Here is a 17,238-nt window from a genome sequence, read left to right as displayed (position 1 = left end):
ACAGTCGACTGCCATCCATCAGTTCCCGCGTCACCCGGAATCGGGCCAACCCGGCGTGAAGAAGATCATCGAGGATGCCCTTCGGGCGGCGGGTTTGATGCGCTAGGTGGACGGCCGCAAATCGCCCGCCCGCTCAGTCTCGGGGACGAATGCCCCGGTCAATTGCCGGCCAAGCAAAGGAACGCGGTGTCTTTGCAATCGTTGACCGCTTTTCAGCGAGCAGTCGCCAATCACCTCGTCCACATCCTGCTTCCCAGCGCGGACAACACCGGCCGGCCGTTTGGGCGGGAGGATTTCGACCGTGTGAAGGAAGACCTGGCCAGCTGTTTCGAAGGCGTTACGGCCTACCTGCAGGCGCCCGCGGAAGGTCAGTGGCGAAGTGATGGTGGAGGAGATCGACTTACCGGACTGGCGCAGACGGCGCGCCGAGCTCGAACGGCGGTTCCGGCAGGACACGGTGATCATCCGCTACATGCCGATGGCGCTCGTATAGAGCGCCGACATCATGCCATCAACCTCAATCCGCAAGCGGAGTACGATCCGCAGACCAAGGTGCTCGGTGTGGTTCGTGACGAGCGCAAACGTTACGACTACGAGGCTGTTCCGCCAGAGACCTATGCGGCCTTCCGAAACGCCTTCGTAAAAGGCCGCTTCTTTAACAACCACATTCGCAACCGTTTTTGGTACCGCCTGATTGCCGACGCATAGCGATCGTTGGGTGCACGCGGAGACTTATGCGCCGGTTTCGGAGTTTGACGCGCCAGCAGGCTTCGATTCCGGGGAGCCCTTGTGGCGCAGGAAAATCGACAGCACGACCAGGACCGCGGTCGACAGGAACTCCGACTGCCAGTTCTGAAACGACTCGAACCATAGCTGGGCGTCGAGAAGATAGCTTCCTATCGATTGAACCTTGCCGCCGTGCAGCAGCGCTTCCTCGTTCGCAGCAGTCAGGCTCGCCCACCAGTGCAAGCCAAAGGAGATGATGAACAGCAGGGCCAGCGCTATGCCAAGCGAGTAGGAATAGAGCCACGACAGGATCGGATTGCGCCTGCCAGTAGCGGTCGGAAGTTCGTCCTTGGGCCGGTCGGGATCATCGGGATCACGCGACTCGGCCGAGCCGCGCTGAAACAGCATCGCTGTTAGCATGACATAGGCCGACATCTGCAGGAATTCGCTTTCCCAGTTTTCGAAGAGCGCCGAGAGGAAGTTGCCGCTTTTCAAATAAGCCAAGAAGCCGATCGCTGCCGAGCCATGCTCACGAAGGTCTTGATTGTAGGCAGAACGGCCCGACCAGATCATGCCGACGATGCTGAACAGGAACATCGCCACCAAGACGATCGTAAGCCCGTTGTCCCGAAAAATGGTTCTCATGATCGTGTCTTCTCGAGTCTTCGACTAGCGCCAGTTCTCCAGAACCTCTTCGATCCTCACCGCCTCGACCTGCTCGCTGAAGCGCGAGCGATAAAGTTCCATCAGCGCATCGTGGGTCTGATCGGCTGAGCTGCAGATGGCGTCCGTGACGAGAACAGTTCGAAAGCCATGGTCAATGGCGCCGAGGACCGTGGCCAGGATGCAGACATCGGTCTCGCCACCGGTGATGACCAGCGTGTCGATTCCCGACCCCGTGAGCATCGCGTTGAGCCGACCTTCGGTCCACGGAGAGTAGACATGCTTATCGAGAACTTTCGCCGGCGGCACGAACCGCGCCAAAGATGGCATCAACTCGACGAGGCCAGCATCGATGTTGGCAAGGGTGACCTCGGCCCAACGCCGATAATACCGCGCCCACATGCCCGGTCCTTCGCCGGGTCGGGCGGCGGGAATGAAGCGGGTGAACAGTGTTCGCTCCGGATGTCTGTCCACCAGCTCCTCGATGGCCGGCAGCACCCTCTGCGCCCACGGCACGGCCCATGGCCCGCCCGGTGCGAACAAGCGCTGCATGTCAACGCAAAGATGTAGGGAGTTCTCACCAAGCGGACCGTGTACCAGGCCTAGGGCGGCCATGATCAGCCTCGGTCGCAACTGGTTGATGCATAGCCTCTACAGCGGCGTGGGCATGACCCGGGAAGTTCCGCCATAGCCTCGGATCTCTGGCAATCCGCCTCCAGCCGCTGCCGGTTCATTGTCTTGTCTGACGGGCCGCTTCCGCCTCCTGCACGTCGATGGCATTGAGCACTTCGCCGTTCTCGTCTCGCACGCGCACGAGCCAACCTGAAAGATAGTCCGTGCCGGGCTGAAGGTCGACCAGAAGATCGATGGCGCATCGAACTGCTTCCTCGCGCGCAGCTTCTAAACACGGCATCATAGTCGTCGGCCGCAAGCTCGAAGGTAGCGGGCTGGACCAATATCCCCTTGCCCGATCGACGGCCGCATTTTCCAGCTTCTACATTAGCCATGTCGACAGTGACGCAGTCACCGCCTTCACCGCAGAAGATCACGCGCAGGATTGCCTCTCCGGTGGGCGTGATCGCCTGGTTAACTTCAGTCCGAGGAATCTGCATGATTACTTTCACCTGGCATCTATCCTGCAGCGCCACGCCCTACTGATGCCGCGCGAGCCGCTCTACGGGCGCGTTGGCTTCAGCCAACCTGGCCAGCGCTTGCTCGACTTTCTGCGCCGAGCGGTCCGTGCGCTTGATGTGCCTCACGATTTGTTGCCTTAACAGCGCGAGCCTTGCGGCGCGATATACGTCGCCGTATCTCGCAGTTTCAAGGTGGAGGGTCGCGAGCCTCATGGGCGACGATTCCAATTATCTAGCGGAAGAATTCGCGAATGCGCCTTTCGTTCCAAGGTCCGACCCACGCTGCGGCAAAGGGGAACGGGTTCCAGTATGCGTAAGAGTTCCGGGGATGGCCGGTTGCAGTTTATCGAACCGCTCATGCCGACCCTGGTCGACAAGCCTCCGGAAGGCGACGCCTGGAGCCATGAGGTCAAGTTCGACGGCTACCGTTGGCAGATAAACACGATGAGGCCGGAGTTCGAATCTTTACGCGCAACGGAGTGGACTGGACGGCGAAGTATCCCGACCTGGTCTACACAGCCAAACGGCTCGTTGTCGAAAGCGCCATTATCGACGGGGGGATCATCGTTCCGAATGAGGCTGGTCTCGCCGATTTCGCTGCCTTGCGAAAGGCGATCAGGCGGCGCCAGCATGCTCTATTTCGTCGCCCTTCGATCTCCTGCACTTCAATGGCAATGAACTGCGCGACTTGCCCCTGGAGCATCGGCGCGAACTGTTCCCTGGTTTGATCCCCGGGGAGTCGCATCCAATTCAGTGAGGCTCTTCCGGGCGACACCAAGGCTATCTTTCATCTGCTTGACGAGGCCAGTCTGGAGGGGATGGTCTCAAGCGCGGTGGCAGCAAATATCGCAGCGGGCGATCGATCAAGCTCTGCTGCGGCCGCCCCAGGCAATGAGCGGATCAACCTCGCCGCTCGCCCAGCCCTGGCCTACCGCATGGAGTTGACGCTTCGCTCGAAGACGCACAGGCTGATCGTTTCCAACACGGTTGTGGCGGGCCGGGTCCGCCTGCCACATTGTCTACAGTATGCTGAACTGTCGGGTGAGGCTCATTTGAAGTGCGCTGCCAGAGTGACGCGGCAGTCGCCGTGACGGCGTTCTTCTGCCGGCGCGCCTTCGCCAGCGGTCAGCCTGATTGGCGCCTTGATAACGATGGCCTTTGCCCACGCCCGCTCTCCCCGAAATAGAGAATGCCGCCATTCCGGGCGAGAGTCCAGAAGCTGCCCTAGTGGTGAAAGTCTCACACTTGGTACCGGTGGCCGGCAAGAACCCACCCGTTGACGACCCTGGGCGTTGCAGACTTGAACCTCCAAATCGAGGTCGGGAACCTGACCTTCAGCGCAAGAGCATTCGGGAGTGCGCTCGCGTAAGGTAATTCACCACATTTGGCGGCACCAGCAGATGCTTTTTCGTGTTATGATGGGCTTGCAACGCGCGTAATCTCGACCTCGGCAATATGGCAGAGGTCGAAAGCTATTGCCTTGGCACAGGAAGCTTTCGCCCCAGCACTTGATCGCCTCCGAAACGCTGGGTGTGCTGCTTTCCCTGACTGACCCCGGGGCGAGGAGGTTGTCCATGTCCACGAGTAGTGTTGACCGCCCGCTGCAGCCGGGCGACCGGGCACCGAATGTTGTGCTCAATGCGATCTCACGCGAAGGCAAGATCGCGCTCGATGATTTTCGAGGCCGTAGCCCGTTGTTGATCGGTTTGTTCCGAGGCCTGCACTGTCCGTTCTGCCGGCGCCATGTCGCGGCGATGGCGCAACTCGAGCCGGCCCTGCGTGATAAAGGCGTCGAATGCCTGGCTGTGGTCAATACGCCGGTCGAGCGGGCGCGGCTCTATTTCCGTTACCACCCGGCACCCGATCTTCTCGCCGCATCCGACCCGGAGCGAGCCTCGCACCGTGCTTTCGGCTTGCGCGAGGTCGGGATGGACACGGTCATGGCGATACCGTTCCATCTCCCGGGCGAGTTGCCCGAGCCTATGGACGTCATGGCAATGAATGAATTTCTTAACAAGAAGGAAGGATATGAGATTGAGGAAGTCGATCAGCAGGCGATGGCTTCCAGCCAGGCGCAGCTTGTCGGTCAGTTCCTAATCGACCGGGCGGGCATCGTACGCTGGAATTTCACTGAAGTTCTGGAGGATGGCCTCAACACCTTCAGAGCGCTGAATCCCGAGGAATTGATGTCGGCAGCTTCCCAAGTTTCACATTAATAGGCTGCGGAAATGGGCTGCTGAAAACTCGCTCGACTGCATCTCGAACGGCCACGATCTGCGCGACATGCCGCTGGAGGACCGGCGGGAAATCCTGGCCGGCCTCATAGGGTCCGACAGTCGCATCCAGTTCAGCGAGACGATGCCGGGCGAAGCCAACGCGATCTATCATCTGATCGACGCGGCCGGTCTGGAAGGGATGGTATCGAAGCGTCGAGACAGCAAATATCGCAGCGGCCCGACTACCAATTGGCTGAAGACAAAATCCTTCACCGAAAGCGAGTTCGAACTTCTCGGAGTTGAACGCGAGAGGGGCAAGCCGGCCTTCGCTCTGATGGCCGAGCCAGGGACCCGGAAATATGTCGGCAGCGCGTTTGTCAGCGTCAATCGAGAGATGCGGGAACGGCTTTGGAAAGGGTCCAGGAACATGCCGGGCCACCGCCCAAGGACATGCCAAAGCGGCCGGCAACGCAGTGGGTCAAGCCGGGCATCAAGGCCCGGGTGAAGCATCTAAGGGGCGAGGACGAACTTCGGCACGCTTCGCTGCAGGATTTCTGGGACGAGGGCTAGAACGCCGTTTGTGTCTCAGAGGCGCGACAACGCAAAGTTCACCGGCCCGGCCAAGCGCCGACTATTTGACAAGCGCGTGCCAGATTGCGCAGTATCCCGCCGCCCGAATGGCTGCTATCGGAGACTTCTCCTGCGGCGTTTTCCCCAGTTGGCGAGCGCCTTCGAGCCAGCGCTTCTCACCAGCTCGGCCGCGTCGCCAGTATGCCAACGTGACGGTCTGGCTATCACTTCGATCTCATTCCGATGTGATTGGAGCCGCGAGGGGCGCTCGGGACGGGCGCGAACGCGGTAGGGCAACACCGCAGTCGCTCCTTTGGTTTCGGCGATGTAAATCATGTAGTTATGGATTGTAAATCCAGCAATTTCTCTTGAGATTCTGTAAGTTGATTTGCGAGCGAACCAATCCAAAGGTATTGCCGATACCATAGTGCAATAGAGTTCGATACCATAGTGCAATAGAGTTAATGTTGCCGACGGTCGATCCTTGTCTCACATCCGAATGATCGGATAGAGATAGGAGGACGTCATGTTAGCAGCATCACTATCGCCCACGCGGCGCGAACTACATGCCACCACGGCTGCCGCCGGGGTCATCAGCACGCTTCCGGGGACACTGCAGGTGGCGGGCGGCGACTCAATCCGCCCCTTCCGCGTCAACGTTCCCGAGTCGGAACTGGCCGAATTGCGCCGGTTTCGGCACGATGCCATGACCCTACTCATCACGACGCTTGCCGCAGTCGCGACAGGAGCCGTGCTCGCTACGAGCGCCTTCGCCCAGAGCGCGAGGGACGTCCGCGGCGCTTCACCGTTCGAAACAATCGAGAACGAACCCGCACCCAAACTGGTTGTGGATCCACCACTTCCGGGCCCGCTGGCCCAGGGCCTCTTTCAGGCCCAGTACCGGACGGAGAACGTGCACATCGTGCCGGTGTTTGGGGAGGGCGCCCTCAAGGCATCACCACGCATCGGGCATCTGCACATAAGCGTCAACGACCACGAATTCTTGTGGGCGGATGCGGGTAACAACAATACTGTCGACATTGCAGGGTTTCCGCCCGGCGATCACAAGGTGAAGATCGAGTTGGTCGACGCTAACCACAACGTCTTCGCCGGACAATCTGTGACGGTACCGTTCACTGTGCCTCCTAAAAATTAGGGAGACCGGCTGTCCGCTAACGCCCCGGAAACGCCCCGGTCCGCTCGGCCGAGACACCCATGTTGCCCAACCGCGCCGACGAGGGCCCATGTTCGAGTCAATGACGGCAAGCCGTGTAAGGAACATCGCCATGATGAACTTGGGTGCCGTCCGAGTGCCGCGAGGTCTCAACCCGGCTGAATTTGCTGGTCAGCCCTCGCGAGCAACGCAGCACCATTAGCCGGGGTGCAGCGGGACCCGATTCATCGGCATGCTGAATGGTAACAGAAAGGATTTCGTTATGACTGAGAAACTTATCTTCACTGGCAAGACTCACAATACTAGCGGTCGCGATGGCGGAGCACGCAGCAGCGACGGCCAGCTGGACATCAAGCTGAAGCAGCCGCACCCGGCTGCCGAAAACCTATTCGGCGCTGCCTGGTCGGCCTGCTACATGGGAGCGCTCGACGTCGCCGCCTCTCAGAAAAACATCAAGCTTCCGGCGGGTACCGCGGTCGATGCCGAGATCGATCTTAACTCAGACGCCGGGTCCTACTTCCTGCGGGCGCGACTCAACGTCAGCGTGCCAGGCATCGACCCTGGGGTTGCGCGCGAGCTGCTCGGGGCAGCACACGGCATTTGCCCCTACTCCAAGGCGACGCACGGCAACATCAACGTTGTGACCAACCTCGTCTGAACGGTCAAATCTCTACCCGCCGAGGCGCTCCGGTGGATGCGCTAGTTGAACCGAAATAAGCGGGCGGCGCCAGGCTAGCGCCGCCCGACTCCATGCAAGCAATCTGCCCAATGGCGACCCGTTGGAGTGGCAAGGAGATAGAATATGCCCGACATATCCGAAATGCTGTTCGACCTGACACCTCCCACCCAGGACCGGCTGCGGGAGCTGGTTGCAGACCTCAGCGAGGAAGAGCGGCAATTGCTGCTCGAACATGGCGAGGAAGCGGCGTTCTGCGGGGTCTTTCTCACCGAGAAGCGAGAGGGGGTATATACCTGCCGCTTGTGCGGACTGCCGTTGTTCAAAGGCGGCGCCAAATTTGAAAGCGGCACCGGCTGGCCGAGCTTTACCGCGCCCTTCGCTGAAGAACATCTGCGTGACATCCACGACACCAGCTACGGCATGGTCAGAACGGAAATCGTTTGCGCGCGTTGCGGCGCGCACCAAGGCCACGTCTTCCCTGACGGCCCCCCGCCGACCGGTGAGCGCTTCTGCATCAATTCAGGATCGCTTAAGTTCACGCCGAAAGGGGAGCGGCTTCCCGACAAGCTCCGCCGAGGAGCTCCCGAAGGTGAACCGTGGAGGAGCTGACTCACGTTCCAGCCGTCTGTAACCATAGGCGCGGTGATAGGTCAACGATGAGTATGGCGCAACGTGCTCGTTCTGGCAGCCCGATCGGCCGTGGGTGATGTGCCGGACCACTCAACCTTCCAGAAGAACCTATGCCACACCCTCTCGTCGACGAGAAATGGCGGCAGGGCGGGACGTGGCTTGTGGGACGCCAGGTCGAGGGGCGTGATTGGCGGGTTCCTACAAATGCACATCCCCGGATTCTTTCGTCCCCCGGCCGTCATCCCAAGCAGGCGAATCGCGTGGCGGCTTGCAAACTGCAGGGTTGTGCGTTGCTTGTAGGTGCGCTTTTCGGATGTCGACGCCGGATGCGTTGCCGGGCAGACCGTGCTGCAGACGGCGCGCGCTTCGTGGGTCAGGATTCCCGCGGCCTTCGAATTTGGCCTGTGCGGAACCTGCAAGGTGAAAAGGTCTCCGGCACGTGGAGATGACCGACAATGGCGGCATCCCGATCACGAGATCGATGACGGCTTTATCCTCGCCTGCTGCTCGAAGCCGCTGTCGGCGCTCGCGATCGAAGCCTGCTAGACAAGCCGCTCACACCCCGTAGCGCTCGGTGCGGATGAGGCCGGCCGGGACGTCGGCGTCGATCAGCGCCTGGGCGGCAGCCGAGACGAAGGCGTTCCAGCCGCAGACGATGGCAAGCTTCGGCGGCTCGGGCAGCCGCGACATGGATTGCATCATCATCTGGGCGTCGATCCGCCGCGAATAGTCATCGGGGCGCTGAGCCGGCTCGCGCGTCAGCGTCAGCACCAGGTCAAAGCCGTCGCGTCGGTCGTCGAGCTTGATCAGCTCGTCGCGAAAGATCACCTCCTCCCAGATCCGCGCCGAAAACACCAACGCGACCGGCACGGAGGATTTGCGCGCCGTGCGGTGGCGCACCATCGCCATCAGCGGCACCACGCCGGAACCGCCTCCGACCAGGATGATCGGCCCGCCATCGCTGTCGGACCAGACGAAGTGGCCGCCGAGCGGACCGCGCAGCTCGATTTCGTCGCCGACCGCTGCCACCTCGTGGAAGAAGGGCGAGACCTCGCCGTCTTCGAGCCGTTCGATCGCCAACTCGACCGTCCCGCCGCTCTCGGGTGCGGAGGCGATCGAATAGGAGCGGCGCGCCTGATAGCCGTCCGGCGCCGTCAGCCTGACATCGACATGTTGCCCGGCTTGATGGGCAAAGGGTCGCGACAGCTTGAAGAAGAAACTGGTGACGCGCGGCGTACGCTTTTCGATGCGAATGATCTTCGCCATCTGCCAGGGCGATTGCGTCGCCGCTGCCTCGCTCATGGATCGTCCGTGTAGCGCTGCTCGCGCCACGGGTCGCCATAGATGTGATAGCCGCGCAATTCCCAGAAGCCCGGCTCGTCGTGCTCGGTGAACTGCAGCCCGTTCAGCCATTTGGCCGACTTCCAGAAATAGAGATGCGGCACCAGCAGCCGCGCCGGTCCGCCATGGTCCGGCGTGATTGGTTTGCCTTCATAGAGCAGCGCCACCATCGCCTTGCCGCCGGTGAGATCCTTCGCCGGCACATTGGTGGCATAGCCGTCGAACGAATGTGCCAGCGTGAAGGCGGTCGGCGGCGCGATGCCGGCATCGACAAGGATATCGTCGACCAGCACGCCTTGCCATGACGTGTCGAACTTGGTCCATGCCGTCACGCAATGGATGTCACGCGTCATCCTGCTCAGCGGCAGCGCGTTGAACTCGGCCCAGGTCCATTTCTTGAGCGGCCGCGGTCCGTGCTTGAGCGTGAACGACCAGTCCTCGGTGCGCACGCGCGGCGTCGGCCCGGCTGCCAGCACGGGGAAGCTTTGCTCGAGATACTGTCCGGGCGGAATGCGTCCATCCGCATCCGTCGGAGGTTTTCGTCCTGAAAAGAAGCCGCGGGTTACCATCGACACGATCCGTTGCTGCGGGTCGAAATCGACCGCGGCCAGTGTTCTCGAAGATATCCCGGCGGGCAACAGCAATCTTGGGCGAGGGGACTTGCCGCCATTGCCTTCTGCCGAAGCGGTCTTCGCATCATCGCTGTTGCGTCCGACAGCGGCGGAAATCTGCATGGCCTTGCCGTTGCGCCAGACATTCAGCGTTTCCCTGGGGCCCGGCGCGACATCGGCGGCGGCACGCGACAGGTCCTTCGGATCCATTATAGCACGCAATTGGATCGGGGGGATCCGTTGCGAAATCAGAATCCACGCGGCGGTACAAAAAAGGCAGATGGTGTGCCCGTCATTCGCGCCGGCCATCGAACACCAATGAAATACGCCATCGGCACTGTCCTTGATGCGGCTGTCTGCGTAAGTGATCAGTTCGCCCGTCCCCTTGATGACGTAGCCTTCAGGCCGCTCTCCGATCGCATTATCAGCGACTTCTCGGCAATCGTAGCCGGAGCAACAGGAGAAGGGATAGGACCACCTCCGCGGCTGCGCAGCGGTTGGCAACGCGTCATGCGCCATCGCATCGGATGTCATGAGGAACACCCATACGCCAACCAGTGCAGCGGTGACTAGTGCGGCGGCGACCACAGCCAGCAGCGTCATGCCTGCGAACACGCCGCTGGGTGCGGGCTTGGTGCGGTCGTCAATGACGCAGCTGATATGACAACGGCAGAGCGGCCAGAGGTGACAGTCGACTACACAGTTTCTCGACCCTACCATGACCGCGCGGCGCGCGTAGGCTGGACCGGGGCCGCGCATGTAGTGGAGCTCGGGCCGGTAGCGAGGTGCTACGAATTCGCGAAAGGCTGACGCCGGCTGTGTGATGAGAGACCACAGTATCATGATGCGAACTCCTGTCCACAATCTGCTTAGTCGGGTGCAACAGACAGATAATATCAATTTTGGAGTTCAATCTATTGTACGATGGTGTTGACAATACTTTGGCATCAACGGTGTTTTGGGCTTTCGCAGCCGTCGAAAGCGAGAAGGATCGGCTTGTCGACTAGCAAGGCGACCAAGCCAGCAACGGCGCCGCCTGACCGATCAGTCCAAGAGTTGATGCTACCGCGCACGCTGGATCTCTCGCGCCGCTAAACCGAAACGGGCCGAAAGACGCGATCACGTCATTTAAACCGCCCTGGGCAGGCAATACGCCCTCCTAGCTCACTGCTAATGTCAGGGTGGCGACGCGCGCACAATGTCACATCGCCGTTCTGGGTCTGTGCAGCGCTCCCGTAGAAGGCTAATTCGCAGCAAGGAAATCCTGACTTCTGACCGAGCGGTCGCCGATCGTTGCCGCTGGCGACAATCGCCGGCTCGCTCAAATCAGCCCAATCGCCAGCTTCTTTCCTAGCGGCCGCCTGGCCGACGATCTTCGGCTGGTCAGTGCGCGGGGCCGAGCCTCGCGGCCATGTTCACTAGGTCGGGAAGAGATTTCGCTTCCATCTTGTGCATTACTCTGCCCCTGTGGGCCTTCACTGTGATCTCGCTGATGCCCAGCTCAAATCCGACCTGCTTGTTCAGCAACCCGGAGACGACCAGCGCCATGACCTGCTGCTCGCGGCAACTCAGCGATTCGTGGCGATCTTGCAGAGCACGCACCTCCAAATCGAACTCGAGCGCGGTTCTGCTGCGCTCCAGCGCCTCCTCGACGGCGGCCAACAGCACTTCGGTGTGGAATGGTTTCATAAGGAACTCAACAGCGCCTGCTTTCATCGCCTTAACAGTCATAGCCACATCGCCAAATGCCGTGACGAAGACTATTGGCGTATCCATCCGTTCGACAGAGACTAGACTTTGCAAATCAAGCCCGCTGATATCCGGAAGATTGACGTCCAGGATCAAGCAGTTCGGAACACTAGGTCGCGGGAGAGAGAAGAATGCCAGAGCGCACTCGAAAACTTTCGGGCACCAGCCCGCAGAGTGGATGAGCGATTCCAGCGATTCGCGGACGGATCGGTCGTCGTCGACCACGAACACGACCGGTTTGTCTTGCGACATAGATGGCCTAGCGTCAGCAGTTTTCGCCAACTGCATGCCTTGCGAAAAGTTGTTGACAGGCTCCCGCCGGGGCCAGCGGGTCGCCGCCAGGCGCCGACGCAAATCTGCAAGGGTCTCTTCTGAAAGGTTGATGCGCAAGGGTGGAGTCGCGTTGTTTCCCTGAGTTGCGCCTGACCGGACGTCGGCTGTGCGTTTGGCTGCCTGCGGAGCAAGGCCGAGAGCGCTGGCGGCTGGCCTATTCGCGAGGACGTTTCGCCGCGTAGGTTCGGAAAGGTTATCCACTGCGAGGCTCCTTAGTTCGGCGTTCGGCAACCTGGAGGGGGGGATCAAAGGCTGACGAAGTTGCAGCCCCTGGCCGCAGGGCTGCCGCAACGCCGAGTTGCAGTTCACTAGTAACTCAATAGCCCTCTTCAAGTGCTGGTATCCTAAGTTTCTGTGCCGGATTGGCTATCCAACGCTCGGAAGGGCATGCTCATATCAAAGTATGAGTTGGATAATACAGATCACCGCTTTCTGTAGCGCCATGACGCAAACTCGCTGCGAGAGCACCAATGCAAACCTTGAGTGTTCTTGAGGTTTTACGCGGGTGAACCTTGGGGGGTGGCGCAGATCGTTGCTGGCGCCGTCACCGCGGTCGGATGCCCGGGGCCGGGAAGCGGCGCTCCGCCTAAAAGAATGAATCGACTCCGTCACACTTTCGTTTGATGCACGCTCAGAGTTCTGGCATGCTTAGCGATGCCGCTCCCCTCGGACGAGAAATCCATTGTTCACGTGGTCGACGATGACCCGTCGATGCGAGAAGCGTTGCAAGGCCTTTTCCTTTCGATAGGGCTCGAAACGCGGACTTATGCAACCGCACAGGATTTCCTCGACACGCCCGTTCCGGATTCTCCGGGCTGTCTTATCATTGATATCCGCTTGCCTGACATGAACGGGCTCGATTTTCAGGCGCAGCTGTCACGGACGGGTGTTCATCTGCCGGTCGTGATGATGACCGGATATGGCGACATTCCCATGTCAGTTCGCGCCATGAAGCGCGGTGCAGTGGACTTTCTCCCAAAGCCATTCAAGGATCAGGACATGCTCGATGCCGTGTTCGCTGCTATAGAGCGCGGACGGCAGCAGCGCGCCGTCGACGGTGATGTTTCGAAAGTGCGGGAGCGATTTGAAACACTGTCGGCACGGGAGAAGCAGGTAATGCTATTGGTCACAGAGGGAAAGATGAACAAGCAGGTGGCCGGCGACCTCGGAATCAGCGAGATCACCGCTAAAATTCATCGTGGCGCGGCCATGCGGAAGATGGGCGCGAGGACCTTGGCGGACCTGGTCCGGCTCGCGGACGTGATCAACCCCAGACGCCGGCCGTAGGCGCGGAGTAACACTCCCGTATAAGTAGATTATAGCGACCTCACATGCCAGAAATGGCGATCCTGCTATTTGCTTTAGCTCAAATCCGTGGACAGGACGTTGTGCCAAGAGAGTTCCTAATCGCGGTAGTCGATGATGACGAATCATTCCGCATGGCTCTCGTAGATAGCCTTAGTTCGCTCGGATATGGGGCATGCGGATTTGCATCCGCGGAGGACTTCATCGCCTGGGAAGCGCGCGCGTCCTATAGCTGCGTCATTGCTGACATTCACATGCCTGGCATGAGCGGACTTGATCTTGCCCGGCTGCTTACAGGGCGGCGGCGCGGTGTGCCTGTGGTTATGGTCACCGCACGTTCAAACCTAGGCATCGACGCTCAGGCGGCAGCAAACGGCGCAACATGCCTGCTCCGAAAGCCGTTCAAAACGGAGGCGTTGATCGACTGTATCGAAAAGGCTCTCAAAGTCTGAGGAGTCCTGAGCGGCCGGCAAGCTCGCAAAAGTCCCGATCCCTACGGGCTGGCTTGTCAACCTTCGATACCTCCCATTCTCAATAAGTCGCCTATTGGCTATCCCTATTAGCCTCCGCCAAAGACGGCCGCGATGGCTCTAGCGCGTCCTCTTCGCGCCTTCTGTCGTCAACCACAGTCATAAGGCAGTACCAACGGGCAATTCTTCCCTCGCGGTCCCGAGCCGGATTGCCTCGAAACTGGGACCAGTGATACACGCCGTCCAAGCGTCGAAGCCGCGTCTCAAAGTGGATTGGCTGACCAGTCTCGAGCGATCGCGTTAGCGCCTCGATGTGGCGATGATCATCGGGATGGACCGTGCCATTCGTCGCCTAGCTATTACAGGAGACTACCACGCGCGGTCGCCCGGCCGCGTGGACGCCGACATGTCAACTCGTCGCATGAGCTTAGAGCCGCGTTGTGGCGTGCGGCGGTCGCGCATGGCGAACACGAGAAGCGACCGGCGCACTGAGGGACGAGAACTGGCCCGACTGGTACGCCGAATACATGGTGGCGGAACAGTCCGCCAAGCCGCTGCCGTTATGAATAGTAGCTATGGTGTTCCTTGCAATTGGGGCGCAGTGTGCAATGGCAAACGAGTGCGTTTGGGCAACAAAGACTCTGCCCTCGTGCGCCCCCTGGACTGGGCGCGCGACCATGTGCGCGGCGGCAACGTCCCTAGTGGGATCATCCATGTCATTGTCTACGGCGATTGTCTGTGTCCGTCCCCCAACTCCCGGTCAGCGCCGCACGGCGCGCGCTTTCCTGCTGGCCCTGCTCGTCATCCTTCTCGGCACATCGCCGTTTGCGGCCATCAAGCTGCCGGAAATCAACGCGATTGTACCAACTCTTGCCGCCGCCCTGTTTGTCAGCGGCTGCGTCACCGCAGCTTTTCTGTTTGCTCAGTTCTCTATTTTGCGCCAGTGGGCACTTCTGGTGATTGCGAGCGGCTACCTGTTCAGTGCCCTGATCGTGGTTGCACATGCGCTGACTTTCCCGGGTGCGTTCACGCCCACCGGCGTCCTGGGCTCGGGAATGCAATCCGCCGTTTGGCTCTACTGGTTTTGGCATTCAGGGCTGCCCATTGCCATCATCGGCTATGCCCTGCTCAAAAACACGGATCGTGTGGCGGACGTTCGCTTCACGCGACATGCCATCAGCTTGAGCATCGCGGGCGTTCTTGCCCTCGTCATTGGGTTGTTCTGGTTCGTTACGCAGCATAACGATCTGCTGCCACTAACCTATGTAGACGTTCATCCTGTCGGTCTGTTTCGTCGCATCATCGGCGGGATGGTGGTCCTGGCGCTGGGCGGCATTGCACTTTCGTTGCTATGGCTGCGCCAGCGGTCCTTGCTCGACCTGTGGCTCGCCGTCGCTTTGTGCGCGCTCCTGCTTGAAGTAAGCTTGGGCTCCGTCTTGAGCGCTCGCTATAATCTTACGTGGTATGCCGGCCATTTTTATCAGCTTGTGACAGCCACCATCGTAATGGTGGTATTGGTTGCAGAGATGGCACGACTGTATGACGGCCTCGCTCGTTCGAACACCATGCTGGATCAAGAGCGCATGAGGTTGCAGCGCGCTATTGATGCGCAAAGCCGCGAGCGCGATGCCCGACTGATGACCGGCGACGCCGTTGCCGCCACGATTGCACACGAGGTCAAGCAGCCCCTTGCTGCTATGATAACGAGATCCGACACCGGTTTACGCTGGCTCGATCGCGCGGTTCCCGATCTAGATAAGGCGAGAACGGAGTTTACGAAGATCGCAGCTGACGGGCATCGCGCGGCCGCGGTGATCGAGAGCATCCGGGCGACCTTCCGGAAGGATGACCGCGTCAGAGCTTCGTTCGACGTCGACAAACTCATTGATGAAGCCATCGCTTTGCTTCAGGACGATCTGAAAAATCACCGGATATTGGTCAAGGTTGAGCGAAGCGCGCGGCCGCTGCGGGTGATGGGAGATCGAATTCAGGTGCAGCAGGTGCTCCTCAATCTGATCACGAATGCGATTGAGGCAATGACCACTGTGGATGGTCCACGCGATCTCGCCGTTAGTTCAAATCCTCACGACGATGGGGGTGTAGTGATTTCGGTGGCTGACACCGGCATGGGGATCGACCCGCAGGACCTGCAGAGGATATTCGATCCGCTCTTCACCACCAAATCTCGCGGGATGGGAATGGGCCTATCGATCTGTCGTTCAATCATCCAAGCGCACGACGGCATGCTCTGGGTATTGCCCAACGCACCACGGGGCTCAAAGTTTCAATTCGTTTTGGGTGCCAATATCGCATCCTCCGGCGGCGGGGTGTGAGCCCTTGGAAGTGGAGACCACACACCGTTTGGTTCCGCCCTCCAATGTAGTCCGAGGCGCACGATTGGTTCGGCTCGGGTCGGGGTTCAAACAGCTTAACCGGTCGGCCCACTCTCACGGATTCAACGGCGGACGGCGGAAACCCGGAGCATGCTTCGACCTGGTTCTGCCCTCAATCCGAGCCATTGATCGGACTGCCGAACTAGAGACCGACAGCGGCACGATTGAGCTGGCTATGAATAGGATCTTGGCCGAGCGACTTCTTTCTGCCGTCGTTGAGTTTCTCCAGGCCGGCGAGGGAGATGACGCGTCGACATTTGCCGTCGAGCGTTTCGCAGTAGGGGTCCAGTCGGCATAACAGCGTCCANTTGGCCGAGCGACTTCTTTCTGCCGTCGTTGAGTTTCTCCAGGCCGGCGAGGGAGATGACGCGTCGACATTTGCCGTCGAGCGTTTCGCAGTAGGGGTCCAGTCGGCATAACAGCGTCCAGCGCCGGCCCCGCTAACCGCGCGTTCTGGCTTTCGGTTCCGCCGCGCTTTCCGATGGATTTGCAATCAACCTTGCAGATCGCCAATCCCTTACCACCAGCAACTTCTTTTTTCTTGCCAGCAGTTTATCGCGATTTCCATTAGCCGCTCGGCCATGCTTTGCGGCAATCGCGTAGTCGATTCTGTTCGTTCGATAGTCTTCGTTTGCACAGACATGTTTCTATCTCCCGATACAGAATATTAACGCGCCGCCACAGCAAGCAGTTCCGAAAACAGAATTCAGAACGCATATGAAGAAGGGTGGACCAAATAAGCGCGCTGGCGATGATCGCCCGCGACCTTGCCGAGCGCCTGAATGCATCGGCTGACGCCTGCCATACCAAGGTGATGGCCGACGCCAAAAGGGCGATGCGTTAATGACCGCCGGCAACCAGTTAGACAGACTGCGGGAAATCGCGTCAGATGTTTCGGCAATCGGCGAGGGCGTCGAGATCGAGCGCCACGCGGCGTCAATCGCCACTGTCATGGCGGCGGTCCACGGCGGAGAATGGCGGATTCAGATCGATCATCTTACAGGCTTTGTGTTGGTGCGGCGGAGTTAGCCAATCGCGCTGGACAGTGACCTACGCCCGCTGCCTCACGGTGGCGGCGCTTCATTTCAAAGGTGGATAGGCCGGGGGATAAGCTTGTCGATAAAAACACTAAACGGCTGATTTCGTTGGTTCTTTCGTCGCGAACTGGTGCCCCCGGACGGAATCGAACCGCCGACCTTCGGTTTACAAAACCGCTCACAAGCCTTGCAGCATAAGGCGTTGCGC

The 17,238-nt window shown here is 59.9% G+C and carries 18 protein-coding genes, 1 tRNA gene and 3 pseudogenes; 14 read left to right on the top strand and 8 right to left on the bottom strand.

Going from position 1 to position 17,238, the window contains the following annotated elements:
• Positions 1 to 162: 162 nt before the first annotated feature.
• Positions 163 to 708, top strand: a complete 546-nt coding sequence (locus CIT31_RS35345; RefSeq protein ID WP_245316455.1) for a KTSC domain-containing protein — start codon at positions 163 to 165, stop codon at positions 706 to 708.
• Positions 709 to 732: 24 nt separating this feature from the next.
• Here CIT31_RS35345 and CIT31_RS25115 read toward each other — a convergent pair whose 3' ends face one another.
• The 3 genes from CIT31_RS25115 to CIT31_RS36145 all read right to left on the bottom strand — a co-directional run bounded on the left by CIT31_RS25115 (position 733) and on the right by CIT31_RS36145 (position 2,302).
• Positions 733 to 1,371 carry a DUF6766 family protein gene (locus tag CIT31_RS25115; RefSeq protein WP_095520830.1) on the bottom strand — a complete coding sequence of 213 codons (639 nt, stop codon included), beginning with the start codon at positions 1,369 to 1,371 and terminating at the stop codon, positions 733 to 735.
• A gap of 24 nt (positions 1,372 to 1,395) precedes the next feature.
• A complete protein-coding gene (locus tag CIT31_RS25110) occupies positions 1,396 to 2,004 on the bottom strand; it encodes a cysteine hydrolase family protein (protein ID WP_082982368.1) in 609 nt (202 codons plus the stop codon).
• Positions 2,005 to 2,119: 115 nt separating this feature from the next.
• On the bottom strand, positions 2,120 to 2,302 hold the full coding sequence (locus tag CIT31_RS36145; protein WP_287114335.1) for a DUF6894 family protein: 183 nt from the start codon (positions 2,300 to 2,302) through the stop codon (positions 2,120 to 2,122).
• Between CIT31_RS36145 and CIT31_RS34420 the strand changes: the two genes are divergently transcribed.
• From CIT31_RS34420 to CIT31_RS25065, 9 genes and pseudogenes are all read left to right on the top strand, one after another.
• Positions 2,256 to 2,663, top strand: a complete 408-nt coding sequence (locus CIT31_RS34420) for a hypothetical protein (protein ID WP_165778552.1) — start codon at positions 2,256 to 2,258, stop codon at positions 2,661 to 2,663. The two genes, CIT31_RS36145 and CIT31_RS34420, sit on opposite strands and share 47 nt — an antisense overlap.
• Before the next feature lie 338 nt (positions 2,664 to 3,001).
• Complete coding sequence (locus CIT31_RS35920; RefSeq protein ID WP_342586954.1) at positions 3,002 to 3,250, top strand: DNA ligase-like domain-containing protein; 249 nt, start codon at positions 3,002 to 3,004, stop codon at positions 3,248 to 3,250.
• An 846-nt stretch (positions 3,251 to 4,096) separates the two neighbouring features.
• Positions 4,097 to 4,738, top strand: a complete 642-nt coding sequence (locus tag CIT31_RS25090; protein WP_095520827.1) for a peroxiredoxin-like family protein — start codon at positions 4,097 to 4,099, stop codon at positions 4,736 to 4,738.
• 67 nt (positions 4,739 to 4,805) lie between these two features.
• Positions 4,806 to 4,943: pseudogene (locus tag CIT31_RS35340) on the top strand (ATP-dependent DNA ligase); the annotation flags it as partial.
• A 203-nt stretch (positions 4,944 to 5,146) separates the two neighbouring features.
• Entirely contained in the window at positions 5,147 to 5,308 is a 162-nt protein-coding gene (locus tag CIT31_RS35335) for a hypothetical protein (RefSeq protein WP_245316456.1), read from the top strand.
• Between the two features lie 526 nt (positions 5,309 to 5,834).
• A complete protein-coding gene (locus CIT31_RS25080; RefSeq protein WP_342586953.1) occupies positions 5,835 to 6,464 on the top strand; it encodes a DUF6130 family protein in 630 nt (209 codons plus the stop codon).
• 280 nt (positions 6,465 to 6,744) lie between these two features.
• Entirely contained in the window at positions 6,745 to 7,140 is a 396-nt protein-coding gene (locus CIT31_RS25075; protein WP_095520826.1) for an Ohr family peroxiredoxin, read from the top strand.
• 144 nt (positions 7,141 to 7,284) lie between these two features.
• The gene (gene msrB / locus CIT31_RS25070) at positions 7,285 to 7,770 is read left to right on the top strand and encodes a peptide-methionine (R)-S-oxide reductase MsrB (protein ID WP_095520825.1); all 486 of its coding nucleotides are present in this window, start codon (positions 7,285 to 7,287) and stop codon (positions 7,768 to 7,770) included.
• Positions 7,771 to 8,091: 321 nt separating this feature from the next.
• Positions 8,092 to 8,295: pseudogene (locus CIT31_RS25065) on the top strand (2Fe-2S iron-sulfur cluster binding domain-containing protein); the annotation flags it as partial.
• Positions 8,296 to 8,346: 51 nt separating this feature from the next.
• On the opposite strand, the gene CIT31_RS25060 reads toward CIT31_RS25065, so the two are convergent.
• The 3 genes from CIT31_RS25060 to CIT31_RS25050 form a co-directional block, all read right to left on the bottom strand.
• Complete coding sequence (locus tag CIT31_RS25060; protein ID WP_095520823.1) at positions 8,347 to 9,093, bottom strand: ferredoxin reductase; 747 nt, start codon at positions 9,091 to 9,093, stop codon at positions 8,347 to 8,349.
• A complete protein-coding gene (locus CIT31_RS25055) occupies positions 9,090 to 9,701 on the bottom strand; it encodes a sulfite oxidase-like oxidoreductase (RefSeq protein WP_095520833.1) in 612 nt (203 codons plus the stop codon). The genes CIT31_RS25060 and CIT31_RS25055 overlap by 4 nt, the downstream gene beginning before the upstream one ends.
• A gap of 1,425 nt (positions 9,702 to 11,126) precedes the next feature.
• Complete coding sequence (locus tag CIT31_RS25050; protein ID WP_095520832.1) at positions 11,127 to 11,744, bottom strand: response regulator transcription factor; 618 nt, start codon at positions 11,742 to 11,744, stop codon at positions 11,127 to 11,129.
• A gap of 735 nt (positions 11,745 to 12,479) precedes the next feature.
• Between CIT31_RS25050 and CIT31_RS25045 the strand changes: the two genes are divergently transcribed.
• Positions 12,480 to 13,112: a response regulator transcription factor gene (locus CIT31_RS25045; RefSeq protein ID WP_095520822.1), complete on the top strand. Its 633-nt coding sequence runs from the start codon at positions 12,480 to 12,482 to the stop codon at positions 13,110 to 13,112.
• Positions 13,113 to 13,156: 44 nt separating this feature from the next.
• Complete coding sequence (locus tag CIT31_RS25040) at positions 13,157 to 13,582, top strand: response regulator transcription factor (RefSeq protein ID WP_245316453.1); 426 nt, start codon at positions 13,157 to 13,159, stop codon at positions 13,580 to 13,582.
• A 91-nt stretch (positions 13,583 to 13,673) separates the two neighbouring features.
• Here the strand turns inward: CIT31_RS25040 and CIT31_RS36140 are convergent.
• Positions 13,674 to 13,928, bottom strand: a pseudogene (locus CIT31_RS36140) (PAS domain-containing protein); the annotation flags it as partial.
• 385 nt (positions 13,929 to 14,313) lie between these two features.
• Between CIT31_RS36140 and CIT31_RS25025 the strand changes: the two are divergent.
• Both CIT31_RS25025 and CIT31_RS25010 read left to right on the top strand, forming a co-directional pair.
• Entirely contained in the window at positions 14,314 to 15,933 is a 1,620-nt protein-coding gene (locus tag CIT31_RS25025) for an MASE4 domain-containing protein (protein ID WP_165778551.1), read from the top strand.
• Positions 15,934 to 16,836: 903 nt separating this feature from the next.
• Positions 16,837 to 17,022: a hypothetical protein gene (locus tag CIT31_RS25010; protein WP_095520817.1), complete on the top strand. Its 186-nt coding sequence runs from the start codon at positions 16,837 to 16,839 to the stop codon at positions 17,020 to 17,022.
• A gap of 136 nt (positions 17,023 to 17,158) precedes the next feature.
• On the opposite strand, the gene CIT31_RS34405 is transcribed toward CIT31_RS25010, so the two are convergent.
• Positions 17,159 to 17,231 (bottom strand) — tRNA-Ser (locus tag CIT31_RS34405).
• Positions 17,232 to 17,238 lie beyond the last annotated feature (7 nt).

This window comes from Mesorhizobium wenxiniae, from assembly GCF_002284535.1.
In the GTDB taxonomy this organism is placed as follows: Bacteria; Pseudomonadota; Alphaproteobacteria; order Rhizobiales; family Rhizobiaceae; genus Mesorhizobium; species Mesorhizobium wenxiniae.
This window is presented reverse-complemented; position numbering and strand designations above follow the sequence as displayed.

Excerpts from the sequence above, each read along its gene's own strand:
- CIT31_RS25115 (WP_095520830.1), bottom strand. The coding sequence starts at position 1,371 with ATGAGAACCATTTTTCGGGACAACGGGCTTACGATCGTCTTGGTGGCG.
- CIT31_RS25110 (WP_082982368.1), bottom strand. The coding sequence starts at position 2,004 with ATGGCCGCCCTAGGCCTGGTACACGGTCCGCTTGGTGAGAACTCCCTA.
- CIT31_RS34420 (WP_165778552.1), top strand. The coding sequence starts at position 2,256 with ATGGCGCATCGAACTGCTTCCTCGCGCGCAGCTTCTAAACACGGCATC.
- CIT31_RS36145 (WP_287114335.1), bottom strand. The coding sequence starts at position 2,302 with ATGCCGTGTTTAGAAGCTGCGCGCGAGGAAGCAGTTCGATGCGCCATC.
- CIT31_RS25090 (WP_095520827.1), top strand. The coding sequence starts at position 4,097 with ATGTCCACGAGTAGTGTTGACCGCCCGCTGCAGCCGGGCGACCGGGCA.
- CIT31_RS25080 (WP_342586953.1), top strand. The coding sequence starts at position 5,835 with ATGTTAGCAGCATCACTATCGCCCACGCGGCGCGAACTACATGCCACC.
- CIT31_RS25075 (WP_095520826.1), top strand. The coding sequence starts at position 6,745 with ATGACTGAGAAACTTATCTTCACTGGCAAGACTCACAATACTAGCGGT.
- msrB (WP_095520825.1), top strand. The coding sequence starts at position 7,285 with ATGCCCGACATATCCGAAATGCTGTTCGACCTGACACCTCCCACCCAG.
- CIT31_RS25060 (WP_095520823.1), bottom strand. The coding sequence starts at position 9,093 with ATGAGCGAGGCAGCGGCGACGCAATCGCCCTGGCAGATGGCGAAGATC.
- CIT31_RS25055 (WP_095520833.1), bottom strand. The coding sequence starts at position 9,701 with ATGGTAACCCGCGGCTTCTTTTCAGGACGAAAACCTCCGACGGATGCG.
- CIT31_RS25050 (WP_095520832.1), bottom strand. The coding sequence starts at position 11,744 with ATGTCGCAAGACAAACCGGTCGTGTTCGTGGTCGACGACGACCGATCC.
- CIT31_RS25045 (WP_095520822.1), top strand. The coding sequence starts at position 12,480 with ATGCCGCTCCCCTCGGACGAGAAATCCATTGTTCACGTGGTCGACGAT.
- CIT31_RS25040 (WP_245316453.1), top strand. The coding sequence starts at position 13,157 with ATGCCAGAAATGGCGATCCTGCTATTTGCTTTAGCTCAAATCCGTGGA.
- CIT31_RS25025 (WP_165778551.1), top strand. The coding sequence starts at position 14,314 with ATGTCATTGTCTACGGCGATTGTCTGTGTCCGTCCCCCAACTCCCGGT.
- CIT31_RS25010 (WP_095520817.1), top strand. The coding sequence starts at position 16,837 with ATGACCGCCGGCAACCAGTTAGACAGACTGCGGGAAATCGCGTCAGAT.